This window comes from Cupriavidus sp. UGS-1 (assembly GCF_021213615.1).
Lineage (GTDB): Bacteria > Pseudomonadota > Gammaproteobacteria > Burkholderiales > Burkholderiaceae > Cupriavidus.
In genome coordinates this window covers 34,982-51,032 of the sequence record NZ_JAJQJF010000021.1, presented here as the reverse complement: position 1 = coordinate 51,032, position 16,051 = coordinate 34,982, and the positions used below count along the sequence as shown (strand labels likewise).

Here is a 16,051-nt window from a genome sequence, read left to right as displayed (position 1 = left end):
AATCCACAACGACGATCGACCGAACGATCATGCCATCCGGGTCCACCATGGCGGCGCCGGCCCCACGCGCCGCGCTCCGCCTTCCGGCCATGGCGCGCACCATCGCGCCACCCCGCTTCCGAGCCGAAGACATCGTGCGCTTCACGCGTCAGCTGTCGACGCTGCTGGGCGCCAGCGTGCCGCTGCTGCCTGCGCTCGACATCATCGCGCGCGGCCATGGCGACCCGGCGTGGCGCCGCCTGCTGGCCCAGCTGCGCGGCGACATCGAAGGCGGCAGCAGCCTGGCGCAGGCCATGCGCCGCCATCCCCGCGCGTTTGACGCGCTGTACTGCAGCCTGGTCGAAGCCGGCGAGCACAGCGGCGCGCTGGGCGGCATGCTTGACCGGCTGTACGCCTATCAGCAACAAGCGATCGCGCTGCGCGGCCAGGTACGCGCCGCACTACGCTATCCGCTGGTGGTGCTGGCGGTCGCCGCCGCCGTGACGACGATCCTGATGCTGTTCGTGATTCCCGCGTTCAAGCAGGTGTTCGTCGGCTTCGGCACCGGCGCCGAACTTCCTGGGCCGACGCAATTCGTGATCGCGGTGTCGGATGGCCTGGTTGCAAACTGGCAACTGCTGCTGGCGCTGCCGGCGCTGGCGTGGCTGGGCCTGCGGCATGCGCTGCGGCGCTCGGCTGCGCTGCGCCATGCGCGCGATCGCGCGCTGCTGCGCTTGCCGCTGGCCGGTCCGCTGCTGCGCAAGGCGGCGGTGGCGCGCTGGACGCGCACGCTGGCGACGCTGTCGGCCGCGGGCACGCCGCTGATCGAGGCCATGGCGCTGGTCGCGGGCGCCGCCGGCAATCGCGTGTACCGCGACGCCACCCGGCAGATCGAACGCGCGGTGCGTTGCGGCGCCAGCCTGGCGACGGCAATGCGCGCCAGTGCCGCGTTCGACCCGATGGCGCTGCAGATGACGCGCATCGGCGAGGAATCCGGCGCGCTCGACACGATGCTGCTGCATGTCGCGCAATGCTGCGAGCGCGAGGTCGACGAGGGCGTCGCCGCGCTCGCCGGCCTGGTCGAGCCGTTGATCGTCGTGGTGCTGGGCGTGCTGATCGGCGCGCTGGTGATCGCGATGTACCTGCCGATCTTCAGGCTCGCCCAGGTGGTCTGAGATGCAAGGCTTCCTGTCGAACTGGAACGCGGCCATGCCCGCCGGTACCTGGACCATCGCCGCACTGGCCGCGCTGCCGCCATGGTTCCTGCTGGGCGCGGCGGCGCTGCTCGGACTGGTGGTCGGCAGCTTCCTCAACGTGGTGGTGCATCGGCTGCCGCGCATGATGGAGCGCGAGGAGGCCAACTATCTGGCGGCGCTGCGCCACGAGCCCGCGCCCTTCCCGGACCGCTACGACCTCGTGGTGCCGCGCTCGTCGTGCCCGCACTGCGGCCATGCGATCGCGCCGTGGGAGAACATCCCGGTGCTCGGCTATCTGCTGCTGCGCGGCCGCTGCTCGAGCTGCCGCAAGCCGATCGGCCTGCGCTATCCCGCCGTCGAGCTGATCAGCGCGGCGCTGTGCGCGCTGGCGGCCTGGCATTTCGGACCGACCTGGCAGGCGGCGGCCGCGCTGGTGCTGATCTGGTCGCTGCTGTCACTGGCGCTGATCGATGCGGACACGCAGCTGCTGCCGGACCAGATCACGCAGCCGCTGCTGTGGCTGGGCCTGCTGCTGAACATGACCGGCCTGTTCGCACCGATCGGCGATGCGGTCATTGGTGCGGCCGCCGGCTATCTGCTGTTGTGGACCACCTATTGGCTGTTCAAGCTGCTGCGCGGCAAGGAGGGCATGGGCTATGGCGACTTCAAGCTGATGGCCGCGCTGGGCGGCTGGTTCGGCTGGCAGGCGCTGCCCGCGCTGGTGCTGGTGTCGTCGGTGGTGGGACTGATGTACGGTCTTGCCAAGATCGCACTGCGCCGCCACGATCGCGATACGCCGTTCCCGTTCGGGCCGTTCATTGCCGGCGCCGGACTGCTGGTGCTGTTCGCCGGTGCCGACTGGCTGCTGCCGGCATTGGCGCCCGACATTGCCATCGAAGCGGGCGCGATGCAGACCCACTGACCCTGGAGACTTATGCTGGAAATCGGATTGACCGGGGGCATCGGCTCTGGCAAGAGCCGCGTCGCCGATCTGTTTGCCGAACGCGGCGCCGCGCTGATCGATACCGATCTGATCGCGCACGAGATCACCGCCCCCGGCGGCGCGGCGATTGCCGCGCTGGTCGAGGCCTTCGGCCCCACCTGCCTGCGCGCCGACGGCGCGATGGACCGCGATGCGATGCGTGCGCTGGTGTTCTCCGATCCGACCGCCAAGGCCCGGCTCGAGGCAATCACGCATCCGCTGATCCGCGAGATCACCGAACAGCGGACCGCGCGTATTCGCGCCGACGGCACCCATCCGTATCTGATCCACGTGGTGCCGCTGCTGGTCGAATCTGGCCGCTGGCGCGAGCGCGTCGACCGCGTGCTGGTGGTCGACTGCAGCGAAGCGACGCAGATCGCCCGCGTGATGGCGCGCAACGGTTTCTCGCGCGAGCAGGTCGAGGCGATCATGGCCCGGCAGGCCACGCGCGCGCAGCGGCTGGCCGTCGCCGACGACGTGATCGACAACGATGGCCCGGTCGAGGCATTGCCGCCGCAGGTCGAGGCGCTCGATCGCCGCTATCGTGCGATGCAAGCGCTGTCCGCCAAACCGACTGCGCGCTGAGCCGGAGCCGGCGTACCACTGCACTTTGCATCAGGCGCCGCCGAGGCCACCATCGGCGGCGTTTCATTGTCCTTGCGCGCTGTCTCGCATAGAATGCGTTGGAATATGCTGCCAAGTGCATGCATACGGCCGCATGCGAGCTTCGCATGCATTCTGTACCGATCGCCTCGCGCGCCAGCCTGAGCCGATTCGTCTGTCGAATCCAGCACCGGGCCGGCAAGCTGACCGACGCCGCGCTGCACGGACTTCCCCTTGATTCTGTACGAATATCCTTTCAACGAACGCATCAGGACACTCCTGCGTCTGGAGGACCTGTTCGATCGGCTGGATTACTTTCTCGGACAGGAACATGCGCTGCAGCATCATGTCGCGCTGACCACGCTGTTCGAGATCATCGACGTCGCTGGCCGCGCCGACCTGAAGACCGATCTGATCAAGGAACTCGACCGCCAGCGACAGGCGCTGAGCGCGCTGCGTTCGAGCCCGCAGATCGACCAGCAGACGCTCGACGCGGTGATCGGCGAGCTCGAGCAGGCCATCGCGCAGCTGAACCAGACCGTCGGCAAGGCGGGCCAGCTGCTGACCGACAACGAGTGGCTGACCAGCATCCGCAGCCGCGCGATCATTCCCGGCGGCACCTGCGAGTTCGACCTGCCCTCGTACTATGCCTGGCAGCATCGGCCCGCCGAGGAACGGCGCGCCGACATCCTGAAGTGGGTACGTCCGCTGATTCCGCTGCGCGTGGGTACCGATGCGGTGCTGAAGCTGCTGCGCGAATCCGGACAGAGCGGCAAGGTGATCGCCACCGGCGGCAGCTATCAGCAGATGCTGTCCGGCCGCAGCTACCAGCTGATGCAGGTGCTGCTCGACGATTCGCTGCTGGCCTTCATCCCCGAGATGAGCGCCAACAAGTACATGCTGTGGGTGCGCTTCACCCAGCAGGACGGCGACATGCGACCGCGCTCGGTCGACGCCGACATCCCCTTCCTGCTCAAACTCTGCAACTTCTGATTTGCCATGCCATCCGTAGTCAAATGCCCGACCTGTGGCAAGGACGTGGTTTGGGTGCCGGAAAACAAGTTCCGTCCCTTCTGTTCCGAACGTTGCAAGCAGATCGACCTGGGTGCCTGGGCCTCGGAGAAATACGTGATCGGCGGCAAGCCGGCCGATCCGACCGAGGACGAGCAGGACCGGAACGAGGACTGAACGCCCGCGCTCGCACGGCGGCAACGCTCAGGCCGCCTCCTCCCCCAACCACTGGACCACCGGAATCGTCGCCGGCAGCAGGGGGCCGACGGCAACGGGCACCTGCTCCCACGAGAACGCCTGGCCTTCGCGCCCGACCGGTTCGCCGGTCCAGCCTGTGACCTTGCAGAAGTGCAGCCGCACATAGGCGTGCGGGTAATCGTGCTCGAGCACGTGCCAGCGCGTCGAGGCCGTGATGTCCAGGCCCAGTTCCTCGTGCAGCTCGCGCGCCAGCGCCGCTTCGACCGATTCGCCGGCTTCGAGCTTGCCGCCGGGAAACTCCCAGTAGCCCTCGTAGGGCTTGCCGGCCGGCCGCTGTGCCAGCAGGAAGCGGCCGTCCGGCCGTACCAGCACGCCGACCGCGACCTCGGTGACCTTGCGTCCCCCGCTCATGCCGGCTCGCCCTGGTGCGCGCCCGGATGTCCGCCGTAAGGCTTGCCATGCTTGCCGCCCCAGTCGCGCGCGAACTGCCACGCGACGCGCCCCGAGCGCGAGCCGCGCTCGAGCGCCCAGACCAGCGCATCGCCGCGAGCCGCGGCAATATCGTCGTCGCTGCAGCCAAACTGGCGCAACCAGTGCGCGACGATATTCAGGTATTCGTCCTGCTTCGGCGGATAGAACGACAGCCACAGGCCGAAGCGCTCGGACAGCGAGATCTTTTCCTCGACCACCTCGCCGGGATGGATTTCGCCATCCGCGGTGTGCTGGTAGGTCTCGTTGTCCTTCATGTACTCCGGCAGCAGATGGCGGCGGTTCGAGGTCGCATAGACCAGCACGTTGTCCGACTGCGCGGCGACCGAGCCGTCGAGCGCCGACTTCAGCGACTTGTAGCCCGATTCGCCGTCCTCGAACGACAGGTCGTCGCAGAAGATCACGAAGCGTTCCGGCCGCTGCGTCAGCTGCTCGACGATATCGCCCAGGTCCCCCAGGTCGGCCTTGTCGACTTCGACCAGGCGTAGCCCCTCATCCACGAAGGCGTTCAGGCAGGCCTTGATCAGCGACGACTTGCCGGTGCCGCGCGCCCCGGTCAGCAGCACGTTGTTGGCCGGCAGCCTGTGCACGAACTGGCGCGTATTGGCGACGATCGCGTCCTTCTGGCGCTCGATGTTCTTCAGGTCGTCCAGATGGATCGGCGGCAACTGCCGGATGGCCTGCAGGTAGCCGATATTGCCGAACAGGCTTTGGCGCTTGCGCCAGCGGAAGGCGACGGCCTGCTGCCAATCGTCCTCGGTCAGCTGCGGCGGCAGCCATTGTTCGAGCCGGGACAGAAACTGGTCGAGACGGGAGGCGAGATCGGACATGGCGGCAATCCGGAAAGGCGGGGGATGGCAGAAGCGGAACAGCGAGGCGAGCACGATGGGCCGATGCCCGGCCCTCGGCGTGCGCGATGCCTCGCCAATCGGCAAGGCATCGTCAGGCAGCAATCAGGAACGATAGTCCGCGTTGATCGATACGTAGTCGTGCGACAGGTCGCAGGTCCAGACCGTGGCCGTGGCATTGCCGCGGCCCAGCGCGATACGCACCGTGATCTCGGCCTGCTTCATCACGCGCTGACCGTCTTCCTCGCGGTAGTCGGGGTGGCGGCCGCCGTCCCTGGCGACCCAGACATCGTCGAGCCACAGGTTGACGCCGCCGACATCGAGGTCGTCGACACCGGCATAGCCGACCGCGGCCAGGATCCGGCCCAGATTGGGGTCGGACGCGTAGAACGCGGTCTTGACCAGCGGCGAGTGGGCGACCGCATAGGCGATCTGGCGGCACTCGGCGACATCGCGGCCGCCCTCGACCCGGATCGTCATCAGCTTGGTCGCGCCTTCGCCGTCGCGCACGATCATCTGCGCCAACTCCTGCGCCAGCGACGTCACCGCATCGCGCAGCGCCGCGAACTCGGCACCGTCGGCGCGCTCGATCGCGGGCGCGCCGGCGCGGCCGGTGGCGATCAGCACGAACGAATCGTTGGTCGAGGTATCGCCATCGATCGTGATGCTGTTGAACGAGTGGTCCGCCGCGTGCGCCACCAGCGCCTGCAGCACCGGCTGCGCCACGGTCGCATCGGTGGCGATGAAGCCCAGCATCGTGGCCATATTGGGACGGATCATGCCGGCGCCCTTGCTGATGCCGGTCAGCGTGACGGTCTTGCCGCCGATCGCCACCGTGCGCGACGCGGCCTTCGGCTGCGTGTCGGTGGTCATGATCGATTCGGCCGCCGCCAGCCAGTTGTCCTCGCGCGCGTTGGCGATCGCCTTCGGCACGCCGGCCAGCAGGCGGTCCATCGGCAGCGGTTCGAGAATCACGCCGGTCGAGAACGGCAGCACCTGATCGGCTCCGATGCCCAGCGCGCCGGCGACCGCGTCGCAGGTCGCGCGGGCGTTGGCCAGGCCCGGCTCGCCGGTGCCGGCATTGGCATTGCCGGTATTGATCACCAGCGCGCGGATGCCGCGGCCGGCCGCCAGATGCTCGCGGCAGACCTGCACCGGCGCGGCGCAGAAGCGGTTGCGCGTGAAGACGCCCGCCACGGTGCTGCCTTCGGCCAGGCGCACCACCAGCACGTCCTTGCGGTTGGCCTTGCGGATGCCCGCTTCAGCCCAGCCGAGCTCGACGCCGGCGACCGGTTTCAGATTCTCTGCCTGCGGCAGCGGCAAGTTGACGGCCATGTTCGATTCCTTGCTTCGATGCGATACCCAGTGCCGGTGTCTTGCGGCCGGCTCAGCTCAGCCGGCCGTGGCACTGCTTGAACTTCTTGCCCGAGCCGCACGGGCACGGGTCGTTGCGGCCGACGCGGGGCATGGTCGCCACTTCGCTGTCGTCGCGCGCGCCGCGTGCCGCGGCGGCAATCGCGCGCTCGCCGGTGTCGGGACCGGCGCCGCCGAACTCGTCATGCTGGTATCGCACATTGCCCAGATGCGACAGGTCGTCCTCGATCTGCTCGGAGGCGTGCTCGAGCTCTTCCGGCGACTGGATCTGGACGTTGAAGACGACGCGGGTGACTTCGCTCTTGATCACGTCCAGCAGCCGCGCGAACAGCTCGAACGACTCGCGCTTGTACTCCTGCTTCGGATCCTTCTGCGCATAGCCGCGCAGGTGGATGCCCTGGCGCAGATGGTCCAGCGCGGCCAGGTGCTCGCGCCAGTGCGTGTCGATGCTCTGCAGCATCACCGAGCGCTCGAAGCCGGCAAAGGCCTCGCGGCCGACCTGCGCGACCTTGGCCTCGTAACGCTCGGCCGCGGCCGAGACGATCATCTGCAGCAGTTCCTCGTCCTCGATGCTCTGCGCGTTCTCGATGGTCTGCGCCAGCGGCAGCTCCAGGCCGAAGTCGTCGCGCAGGCGCTTCTCCAGGCCGGCGATGTCCCACTGCTCTTCCATCGATTCGGCCGGCACGTACTCGCGGAACAGATCGACCAGCACGCCCTCGCGCAGGCTCTTGATCATCTCGCCGACGTCCTGCGCCTCGAGCACCTCGTTGCGCAGCTTGTAGATTTCCTTGCGCTGGTCGTTGGCGACGTCGTCGTACTGCAGCAGCTGCTTGCGGATATCGAAGTTGCGGCCCTCGACCTTGCGCTGCGCCGATTCGATCGAGCGCGTGACGATGCCGGCCTCGATCGGTTCGCCCTCGGGCATCTTCAGGCGGTCCATGATCGCGCGCACGCGGTCGCCGGCGAAGATGCGCAGCAGCTGGTCGTCCAGCGACAGATAGAAGCGCGACGAACCCGGGTCGCCCTGGCGGCCGGCGCGGCCGCGCAGCTGGTTGTCGATCCGGCGCGACTCGTGGCGCTCGGTGCCGACGATATGCAGGCCGCCCGCGGCCTTGACCTGCTCGTGCAGCGACTGCCATTCCGACTTCAGCTGCGCGATGCGCGAGGCCTTGTCGTCGTCCGACAGATTGGCATCGGCCTCGATGAAGCCGGCCTGCTTCTCGACGTTGCCGCCCAGCACGATGTCGGTACCGCGGCCCGCCATGTTGGTGGCGATCGTGATCATCTGCGGCCGGCCCGCCTGCGCGACGATCTCCGCCTCGCGCGCGTGCTGCTTGGCGTTGAGCACCTGGTGCGGCAGCTTTTCCTTGTTCAGCAGGTCCGACAGGTATTCCGAGGTCTCGATCGACGTGGTGCCGACCAGCACCGGCTGCCCGCGCTCGTAGCATTCGCGGATATCGCGGACCACGGCGTCGTAGCGCTCCTTGGACGTCTTGAAGATCTGGTCCTGGAAGTCCTTGCGCTGGGTCGGCTTGTTGGTCGGGATCACGACCACTTCCAGGCCGTAGATCTCCTGGAATTCATAGGCCTCGGTGTCGGCCGTACCGGTCATGCCGGCCAGCTTCTCGTACATCCGGAAGTAGTTCTGGAACGTGATCGTCGCCAGCGTCTGGTTTTCCTGCTGGATGGTCACGCCTTCCTTGGCCTCGACCGCCTGGTGCAGGCCGTCGGACCAGCGGCGGCCCGTCATCAGGCGGCCGGTGAATTCGTCGACGATGACGACCTCGTCGTTCTGCACCACGTAGTGCTGGTCGCGATGGAACAGGCTGTGCGCGCGCAGCGCGGCGTACAGATGGTGCATCAGCGTGATGTTCTGCGGCGCGTACAGCGACTCGCCCTCGCCGATCAGGCCCAGCTGCGCCATGATCTGCTCGGCCTTCTCGTGGCCGGCTTCGGTCAGGTAGACCTGGTGCGCCTTCTCGTCGACGTAGTAGTCGCCCGGCTTCTCGACGCCGGTGCCGTCCGCCTTCTCCTCGCCGATCTGGCGCTCGAGCAGCTTCGGGATGCCGTTCATGCGCTGGTACAGGTCGGTATGGTTCTCCGCCTGGCCCGAGATGATCAGCGGGGTGCGCGCCTCGTCGATCAGGATCGAGTCGACCTCGTCGACGATCGCATAGTGCAACGGCCGCTGCACGCGCTGACCCGGGTCGTAGACCATGTTGTCGCGCAGGTAGTCGAAGCCGAATTCGTTGTTGGTGCCGTAGGTGATGTCGCTGTTGTAGGCCGCCTGCTTCTGGTCGTGCGGCATCTGCGACAGGTTGACGCCGACCGACAGCCCGAGGAAGTTGTACAGCCGGCCCATCCACTCGGCATCGCGCTGCGCCAGGTAGTCGTTGACCGTGACCACGTGCACGCCCTTGCCGGTCAGCGCGTTCAGGTAGACCGCCAGCGTCGCGGTCAGGGTCTTGCCCTCGCCGGTACGCATCTCCGCGATCTTGTTGTCGTTCAGCACCATGCCGCCGATCAGCTGCACGTCGAAATGGCGCATCTTCATCACGCGCTTGCTGGCCTCGCGGCAGACCGCGAAGGCTTCGGGCAACAGCGACTCGAGCGATTCGCCGCCGGCGTGGCGCTGGCGGAACTGTTCGGTCATGCCGCGCAGCTCGTCGTCCGACAGCGCTTCGAACTTCGGCTCCAGCGCGTTGATCCGCTCGACTGTCCGTCGATATTGTTTGATCAGCCGCTCGTTACGGCTGCCGAAGACTTTCTTGAGAAGGCCCGTGATCATCGATTGGTGTCACCTGCGCACGATTGCGGTCCCGCCGTCCGAGCCGCAGGGCCGGACGCGAAGCGCGCGTGGCGAAGAGAGGATTAGCGCAAAACGCCGAGTTTATCACGCGCGGCGGGCGGTTCCGTGGCCGGTCCCGCGCGGTTTCGGACATGCCGGGCGTGGCTGCCGACCGTGCCGGCACGGCGTCTCGCGCACGGCACCGCGGGTGCCGCGCCGGGGCCGCTCGAGGCAGGCAGCGGCTAGAATGCCGGCATGCGCCTGTTCACCCACCACGCCCTGCAAACACCCCACGCCAAGCCATTGAACGACTGGCTGGCCAAGGCCGGACCGATGTCGTCGCTGATGCAGGCGGCGCGCGAGCTGGCCGCGCTGGAAGCCGAGGTGATGGCGCTGCTGCCGCCGGGCATGCGCGCCGGCATCGCGGTCGGGGGTGTGCGCCAGGACACCCGCAGCCCGGGGCAGCCGAACACGCTGCTGCTGCTGGCCGCGCACGGCGCGGCCGCGGCGCGGGTGCGGCAGATCGTGCCGAGCCTGCTGGCGCGGCTGCAGCAACGCGGGGCACGGATCGATGCGGTCAAGGTGCGGGTACAGCCCGACGCCGCGCGCGGCGACTGGGACGTGGAGCCGGCCGAGCGGCCCAAGAGAACGGGCGTGCCGGCGGCGGGATTGAACAGCCTGGGGGAATTGGCGCAGACCTTGCCGGACTCGCCGCTGCGGGACGCGGTGCAGACGCTGCTGTCGCGGCATCGCTGAGGCCAGGCGCGCCTGGCAAGCGCCGTTGCACTCTCCCCCGCCCCTCTCCCGCAAGCGGGCGAGGGGAGCAAACCCACCCTTGAATAATCAGGCGAAGGCCGGCTGCAGCTGCGGCAGGAAGGCGGCCGGGGCCTCTTCCTGGCGTTCGAAGCTGACGATCTCGTAGGCCTGCTCGTCCGCCAGCAGCGCGCGCAGCAACTGGTTGTTCAGCCCGTGGCCGGACTTGTTGGCGACGTAGGCGCCGATCAGCGGATGGCCGACGACATAGAGGTCGCCGATCGCGTCGAGGATCTTGTGGCGCACGAACTCGTCGCCATAGCGCAGTTCCTCGTTGTTCAGCATGCGGTGCTCGTCGAGCACGATCGCGTTGTCCAGGCTGCCGCCGCGCGCCAGGCCCATCTCGCGCAGGGCCTCGACCTCGTGCGCGAAGCCGAAGGTACGGGCGCGCGCGATCTCGCGCACATAGCTGGTGTCGCCGAAATCGATCTCGAAGGTCTGGCCGGTCTTGTCGACGGCCGGATGGCGGAAGTCGATCGTGAACGACAGCTTGAAGCCGAAATACGGCTCGAGCCGCGCCAGCTTGTCGCCCTCGCGCACCTCCACCGCCTTCTTGACGCGGATGAAGCGCTTGGCCGCCGGCTGCTCCTCGATTCCTGCCGACTGCAGCAGGAACACGAAGGACGCCGCGCTGCCGTCCATGATCGGAATTTCCTCGGCGTCGACGTCGACGAACAGGTTGTCGATGCCGAGACCCGCGCAGGCGGACATCAGGTGTTCGATGGTGGACACGCGGGCGCCGTTCTTCTGCAGCACGGAGGCCAGCCGCGTATCGCCGATCGCCGATGCCTTGACCGGAATCTCGACCGGCTCGGGCAGGTCGACCCGGGTGAACACGATACCGGTGTCGGTCGGGGCGGGCCGCAATGTCAGCGTCACTTTACGGCCCGAGTGCAAGCCAATGCCAACGGTCTTGACCAGGGACTTGATGGTGCGCTGTTTAAGCATGACGGCCTCTGCTAATTATTAAAATCTATCGGGCTTGAAATCCAATAAACCGCATCTTACCACCGGCGAGAATATTGCGCTGCACCAGTTTTGTTTCGTCGTGTTAACGGTGTGGCATTCGACGGGTAAAGGCCCGAAAAAGATGCGGGAAATGGCGGCGAAGTCGTCGACGGGCGCGTTATAAGGGACTCGTCAAGCACTTTCAACGCCGCGCCCTCCGGGTCACGGCGGCCATGGAGCACGGCATGCCGTCTTACGCGCGCAACATCGCGAGCACCGCTTCCGCGCTGCTGAGCTCGAATTTGCCCGGGGCTTCGACGGCCAGGTGCGTGACCACGCCATCGTCCATCACCATCGCATAGCGCTGCGAGCGGACGCCCATGCCGCGCTTGCCCAGGTCCTGCTCCAGGCCCAGCGCACGGGTCCAGTCGGCGCTGCCGTCGCCGAGCATCCGGACCTTGCCGGCAGTGCCCTGCTCGCGCGCCCAGGCGCCCATCACGAACGCATCGTTGACCGACACGCACCAGATCTCGTCGACGCCCGCGGCGCGCAGCGCCTCGGCCTGCTCGACGAAGCCGGGCACATGGCGTGCGGAACAGGTCGGCGTGAACGCGCCGGGCAGACCAAACACGACGATGCGGCGGCCCTTGGCCAGCTCGGCGACCGAGAAGGCGTTGGGACCGAGCGCGCAGCCGCCCGCCTCGGTTTCGAAGTACTCGTACAGCGTCGCGTCGGGCACGCGTGCACCGATTTCGATCATGGCGTTTTCCTCAGGTAGCCGCGGCGTCGGCGTCCACGTCGCCCATCGGCAACGACGGCGCGGCAACGACGGCGATCGCCTTGGCCAAACCCAGTCTGCATCATAGTTGCCGCCTTCCGGCATCCCAAGTGGGACGGCGGCGCGCACGGCTGTCGGCGCATGCCGACAGGCCGGCAAGCAGAACTGACAAAAACAGGCGCGGCGAGCTTGCGCTCGCCGCGCGGACGGAAGGCACATCCCGGCCGGGATACGGCGGGAGACCAGTCCGGGGAGGCGGCCGGCGGCGCGCCTGTCCCGGCACGGGATGCGGACGGAGGACAGCGGGCGGCGTCAATCTCCTCGCTCGCGCGAAAGGCCGGCGGCCGTCATCCGGAGCGCGGGCACGGGCGGATGGGGAGCGCCCATCGTGCCCCGCTGTCGCGGATGCGCGGCCGGCAACCTGCCGGCGATGCAATCGGCCAGCCGAGGGGTCGGCTCGCCGCGGATCGACTTCGCGCCGTGCTCAGTCCGCCTGCTTGCGCAGGAAAGCCGGGATGTCGTACGTGTCGACACCCTTTTCCTGCAGCGCGGCCACGTGCGCCGACGCGGTCTCGCGCGAGCTGCGGAACACCGCCGGCGTATCGAGGCCGCTGTAGTCCGGCGCGCTGTGCAGCGCCGAGCCATGCTGCAGGCCGGCCATCATCTGCACCGGCATGTTGTCGGTACCGGTCTTGAGCAGCGTCATCGGCTGCTGCTTCTTGCCCGAGCGGCCCAGGCCCGTGGCGACCACGGTCACGCGCAGCGCATCGCCCATCGAGTCGTCGTAGACGGTACCGAAGATCACGGTCGCATCTTCCGCGGCATAGCTGCGGATCGTGTTCATGACCTCCTTGGTCTCCGACAGCTTCAGCGAGCGGCTGGCCGTGATGTTGACCAGCACGCCGCGCGCGCCGGACAGATCCACGCCTTCCAGCAGCGGGCTGGCAACCGCCTGCTCGGCGGCCAGGCGCGCGCGATCGACGCCCGACACCGTGGCCGTGCCCATCATCGCCTTGCCCTGCTCGCCCATCACGGTCTTGACGTCTTCGAAGTCGACGTTGACCAGGCCGTCCACGTTGATGATCTCGGCAATGCCGGCCACCGCGTTGTGCAGCACGTCATCGGCGCACTGGAAGCACTTGTCCATCTCGGCGTCGTCGCCCATCACCTCGAACAGCTTCTCGTTGAGCACGACGATCAGCGAGTCGACGTTGTTCTCCAGCTCGGCCGAACCATGCTCGGCGACCTTCGCGCGGCGCGCGCCTTCGAAGTCGAACGGCTTGCTGACCACGCCGACGGTCAGGATGCCCATCTCCTTGGCGACCTGCGCCACGATCGGCGCCGCACCGGTACCGGTGCCGCCGCCCATGCCGGCAGTGATGAAGACCATATGCGCGCCGCGCAGCGCGTCGGCGATCTGTTCGCGCGCCGATTCGGCGCAGGTGCGGCCGACCTCCGGCTTGGCGCCGGCGCCCAGGCCCGTATTGCCCAGTTGCAGCACGCGCGCCGCGGTCGAGCGCTTGAGCGCCTGCGCATCGGTGTTCATGCAGATGAATTCGACGCCCTGCACCCCGCGGTTGATCATGTGCTGCACGGCGTTGCCGCCCGCGCCGCCCACGCCGACCACCTTGATGATGGTGCCGTCCTGCATTTCCGATTCGATCATGTCAAAGTCCATCACTGCCTCCGAGAAAAATCAGTCGCCAAACGCTGCGGCCTCCCCGCCGCAACCCTTGGTTCCTGAACAAAGAACCAAAAGAAAGAAACTGCTCCATCAACGCGCCGGGCCCGCCACGGTGGACAGTCGGCAATCGGCGCGTCGCCAATTCGTGTCATCAATGCCTGTCGCCGATCAGAAATTGCCGACGAACCATTCCTTCATGCGCGTCCAGATCTGCTTGACCGAACCGCTCTGCACCGCCACCTTGCGTCCGCGCATCCGTTGCACGCGGCCTTCCAGCAGCAGGCCCATCACCGTCGAATAGCGCGGGCTCTTGACGACCTCGTGCAGGTTGCCCCGGTACTCGGGAACGCCAACCCGAACCGGTTTGAGGAAGATGTCCTCTCCCAGTTCCACCATGCCGGGCATCATTGCGGTGCCGCCGGTGATCACGATGCCGGACGACAGCAATTCCTCGTAGCCGGACTCGCGCACGACCTGATGGACCAGCGAGTACAGCTCCTCGATGCGCGGCTCGATCACCGCCGCCAGCGCCTGGCGCGACAGCGTGCGCGTGCCGCGGTCGCCCACGCCCGGCACCTCGATCATTTCCTCCGGATCGGCGATCGCCTGCTTGGCGATGCCGTACTGGATCTTGATGTCCTCGGCATCGGGCGTCGGCGTGCGCAGCGCCATCGCGATGTCGTTGGTGATCTGGTCGCCGGCGATCGGAATCACCGCGGTATGGCGGATCGCGCCTTCGCTGAAGATCGCGATATCGGTGGTGCCGCCGCCGATGTCGACCAGCACCACGCCGAGCTCCTTCTCGTCCTCGGTCAGCACCGCCAGGCTCGACGCCAGTGGCTGCAGGATCAGGTCGTGCACCTCCAGTCCGCAGCGGCGCACGCACTTGACGATGTTCTGCGCCGCGCTGACCGCGCCGGTCACGATATGGACCTTGACCTCCAGGCGGATGCCGCTCATGCCGATCGGCTCGCGCACGTCCTCCTGGCCGTCGATGATGAATTCCTGGGTCAGGATGTGCAGGATCTGCTGGTCGGTCGGGATGTTGACCGCCTTCGCCGTTTCGATGACCCGCGCCACATCGGTCTGGGTCACCTCCTTGTCCTTGATCGCCACCATGCCGCTCGAGTTGAACGAGCGGATGTGGCTGCCGGCAATGCCGGTGAAGACCTCGGCAATCTTGCAGTCGGCCATCAGCTCGGCTTCCTCGAGCGCCTTCTGGATCGACTGCACGGTGGCCTCGATATTGACCACGACCCCTTTCTTCAACCCCTTGGACTCGGATTGGCCCATCCCGATCACTTCGTAGCTGCCGTCGGGGCGCAATTCCGCGACCACCGCCGCCACCTTCGAGGTGCCGATGTCCAGACCAACCAACAGGTCCTTGTATTCCTTGCTCATCGGGTTTTCTCCGCGTTCTCTTTTCTCAGTCGCGTCGGATTGTTGTTGGAAGCCGGGCCACGCTTCGCGCTGCTTGCACTGGCACTGGCATTGGCACGGTTGGCGCCGTTCGCATTGCTCGCTCCCTGCTCGCGGGCCTTGGCGGCGGCTGCCGCCTGGGCCTCGGTCAGGAAGCGCACATTGGCTGCCCGGATGGCAAACCCGTTCGGATAGCGCAAATCCGCATACTCGATCTGCTTGCCCCACTGCTCCGTCACCTGCGGCCAGGCGATGACGAAACGCTTGACGCGCTCCTCCATCGCCATCCGGTCAAGGTCGGTCTGTTCCCGTCCCAGTTCGACCACCATGCCGTTGGACAGCCTGGCCCGCCAGGCGTAACGCCCGGACAACGTCACCGCGAGCGGTTCGGCCTTCAGCGGCCGGAACCACTCGCGCATGATCTCGAGCTTGTCGACGACGTCCGCCTCGCTGCCGGGCGGGCCATCGAGCGCGAGCAGGCGGGCGTCCTCTTCCGCCTCGGCCGGATTGGCCACGAACAGCTCGCCATAGGTATTGATCAGCCGGCCGGTATCGGGCGCGCCCCAGGTACCGAGCGCCTCGTGTTCCTCGATCCTGACCGTCAGGCCGCTCGGCCATTCGCGCCGCACGCTGGCCTTGCGCACCCAGGGCACCGACTCGAAGGCCTGGCGCGCGGCGTCCAGGTCCAGCGTGAAGAAATTGCCCGACAGCTTGCCCAGCGCGTTGGCGCGCACCGCCGGCGCGTTGACGTGCCGCAGCGTGCCGCCGTACATCGGCGCCAGCTCGACATGGGTGATCGCGAACACCGGCCGCTGCGCCAGCCACATCAGGCCGGCCGCGAGCGCCATCACCACCACCACGGCATAGAGCGTGGTGGCGATCAGGTTAAGCAGGCGTGCGTTGTGCCACATGTCGGTTCGGTGCGCGCGAAGGCTTCGTTG

At 67.4% G+C, this 16,051-nt stretch carries 15 protein-coding genes; 6 read left to right on the top strand and 9 right to left on the bottom strand.

The features are described from left to right. The first annotated feature begins 89 nt into the window (after positions 1-89). The 5 genes from LRR16_RS21510 (at position 90) to LRR16_RS21490 (ending at position 3,948) form a co-directional block, all read left to right on the top strand. Positions 90-1,154: a type II secretion system F family protein gene (locus LRR16_RS21510; RefSeq protein WP_232207068.1), complete on the top strand. Its 1,065-nt coding sequence runs from the start codon at positions 90-92 to the stop codon at positions 1,152-1,154. A 1-nt stretch (position 1,155) separates the two neighbouring features. After that, entirely contained in the window at positions 1,156-2,097 is a 942-nt protein-coding gene (locus tag LRR16_RS21505; protein WP_304524546.1) for an A24 family peptidase, read from the top strand. 12 nt (positions 2,098-2,109) lie between these two features. Continuing rightward, on the top strand, positions 2,110-2,742 hold the full coding sequence (gene coaE, locus LRR16_RS21500; protein ID WP_232207067.1) for a dephospho-CoA kinase: 633 nt from the start codon (positions 2,110-2,112) through the stop codon (positions 2,740-2,742). Positions 2,743-2,994: 252 nt separating this feature from the next. Then, positions 2,995-3,753 (top strand): cell division protein ZapD, encoded by a 759-nt coding sequence (gene zapD, locus LRR16_RS21495; protein WP_006578256.1) that lies wholly within the window; start codon positions 2,995-2,997, stop codon positions 3,751-3,753. Between the two features lie 6 nt (positions 3,754-3,759). Next, entirely contained in the window at positions 3,760-3,948 is a 189-nt protein-coding gene (locus tag LRR16_RS21490; RefSeq protein ID WP_023264847.1) for a DNA gyrase inhibitor YacG, read from the top strand. A 27-nt stretch (positions 3,949-3,975) separates the two neighbouring features. On the opposite strand, the gene LRR16_RS21485 is transcribed toward LRR16_RS21490, so the two are convergent. The 4 genes from LRR16_RS21485 to secA form a co-directional block, all read right to left on the bottom strand. Continuing rightward, positions 3,976-4,380 (bottom strand): NUDIX domain-containing protein, encoded by a 405-nt coding sequence (locus LRR16_RS21485; protein WP_232207066.1) that lies wholly within the window; start codon positions 4,378-4,380, stop codon positions 3,976-3,978. Further along, the gene (locus tag LRR16_RS21480; RefSeq protein WP_064577270.1) at positions 4,377-5,288 is read right to left on the bottom strand and encodes an ATP-binding protein; all 912 of its coding nucleotides are present in this window, start codon (positions 5,286-5,288) and stop codon (positions 4,377-4,379) included. The genes LRR16_RS21485 and LRR16_RS21480 overlap by 4 nt, the downstream gene beginning before the upstream one ends. Before the next feature lie 123 nt (positions 5,289-5,411). After that, positions 5,412-6,641, bottom strand: coding sequence for a bifunctional glutamate N-acetyltransferase/amino-acid acetyltransferase ArgJ (argJ, locus tag LRR16_RS21475; RefSeq protein WP_232207065.1), 1,230 nt, complete (start codon positions 6,639-6,641; stop codon positions 5,412-5,414). Positions 6,642-6,693: 52 nt separating this feature from the next. Continuing rightward, the gene (gene secA, locus LRR16_RS21470; RefSeq protein WP_006578261.1) at positions 6,694-9,468 is read right to left on the bottom strand and encodes a preprotein translocase subunit SecA; all 2,775 of its coding nucleotides are present in this window, start codon (positions 9,466-9,468) and stop codon (positions 6,694-6,696) included. Between the two features lie 255 nt (positions 9,469-9,723). On the opposite strand from secA, the gene LRR16_RS21465 reads away from it, so the two are divergent. Beyond that, positions 9,724-10,224 carry a DciA family protein gene (locus LRR16_RS21465; RefSeq protein WP_023264846.1) on the top strand — a complete coding sequence of 167 codons (501 nt, stop codon included), beginning with the start codon at positions 9,724-9,726 and terminating at the stop codon, positions 10,222-10,224. An 87-nt stretch (positions 10,225-10,311) separates the two neighbouring features. Here LRR16_RS21465 and lpxC read toward each other — a convergent pair whose 3' ends face one another. The 5 genes from lpxC to LRR16_RS21440 form a co-directional block, all read right to left on the bottom strand. Further along, the gene (lpxC, locus tag LRR16_RS21460; protein ID WP_150082112.1) at positions 10,312-11,229 is read right to left on the bottom strand and encodes a UDP-3-O-acyl-N-acetylglucosamine deacetylase; all 918 of its coding nucleotides are present in this window, start codon (positions 11,227-11,229) and stop codon (positions 10,312-10,314) included. A gap of 253 nt (positions 11,230-11,482) precedes the next feature. Then, the gene (locus LRR16_RS21455) at positions 11,483-11,989 is read right to left on the bottom strand and encodes a peroxiredoxin (protein ID WP_232207064.1); all 507 of its coding nucleotides are present in this window, start codon (positions 11,987-11,989) and stop codon (positions 11,483-11,485) included. Between the two features lie 502 nt (positions 11,990-12,491). Continuing rightward, positions 12,492-13,685 carry a cell division protein FtsZ gene (ftsZ, locus tag LRR16_RS21450; protein ID WP_006579111.1) on the bottom strand — a complete coding sequence of 398 codons (1,194 nt, stop codon included), beginning with the start codon at positions 13,683-13,685 and terminating at the stop codon, positions 12,492-12,494. 174 nt (positions 13,686-13,859) lie between these two features. Next, on the bottom strand, positions 13,860-15,092 hold the full coding sequence (ftsA, locus tag LRR16_RS21445; RefSeq protein WP_006579112.1) for a cell division protein FtsA: 1,233 nt from the start codon (positions 15,090-15,092) through the stop codon (positions 13,860-13,862). Continuing rightward, on the bottom strand, positions 15,089-16,021 hold the full coding sequence (locus LRR16_RS21440) for a cell division protein FtsQ/DivIB (protein WP_232207063.1): 933 nt from the start codon (positions 16,019-16,021) through the stop codon (positions 15,089-15,091). The genes ftsA and LRR16_RS21440 overlap by 4 nt, the downstream gene beginning before the upstream one ends. Between the last annotated feature and the right edge of the window lie 30 nt (positions 16,022-16,051).

Coding starts and splice junctions, on each gene's coding strand:
- LRR16_RS21510 (WP_232207068.1), top strand. CDS start 90: ATGGCGCGCACCATCGCGCCACCCCGCTTCCGAGCCGAAGACATCGTG.
- LRR16_RS21505 (WP_304524546.1), top strand. CDS start 1,156: ATGCAAGGCTTCCTGTCGAACTGGAACGCGGCCATGCCCGCCGGTACC.
- coaE (WP_232207067.1), top strand. CDS start 2,110: ATGCTGGAAATCGGATTGACCGGGGGCATCGGCTCTGGCAAGAGCCGC.
- LRR16_RS21490 (WP_023264847.1), top strand. CDS start 3,760: ATGCCATCCGTAGTCAAATGCCCGACCTGTGGCAAGGACGTGGTTTGG.
- LRR16_RS21485 (WP_232207066.1), bottom strand. CDS start 4,380: ATGAGCGGGGGACGCAAGGTCACCGAGGTCGCGGTCGGCGTGCTGGTA.
- LRR16_RS21480 (WP_064577270.1), bottom strand. CDS start 5,288: ATGTCCGATCTCGCCTCCCGTCTCGACCAGTTTCTGTCCCGGCTCGAA.
- argJ (WP_232207065.1), bottom strand. CDS start 6,641: ATGGCCGTCAACTTGCCGCTGCCGCAGGCAGAGAATCTGAAACCGGTC.
- secA (WP_006578261.1), bottom strand. CDS start 9,468: ATGATCACGGGCCTTCTCAAGAAAGTCTTCGGCAGCCGTAACGAGCGG.
- LRR16_RS21465 (WP_023264846.1), top strand. CDS start 9,724: ATGCGCCTGTTCACCCACCACGCCCTGCAAACACCCCACGCCAAGCCA.
- lpxC (WP_150082112.1), bottom strand. CDS start 11,229: ATGCTTAAACAGCGCACCATCAAGTCCCTGGTCAAGACCGTTGGCATT.
- LRR16_RS21455 (WP_232207064.1), bottom strand. CDS start 11,989: ATGATCGAAATCGGTGCACGCGTGCCCGACGCGACGCTGTACGAGTAC.
- ftsZ (WP_006579111.1), bottom strand. CDS start 13,685: ATGGACTTTGACATGATCGAATCGGAAATGCAGGACGGCACCATCATC.
- ftsA (WP_006579112.1), bottom strand. CDS start 15,092: ATGAGCAAGGAATACAAGGACCTGTTGGTTGGTCTGGACATCGGCACC.
- LRR16_RS21440 (WP_232207063.1), bottom strand. CDS start 16,021: ATGTGGCACAACGCACGCCTGCTTAACCTGATCGCCACCACGCTCTAT.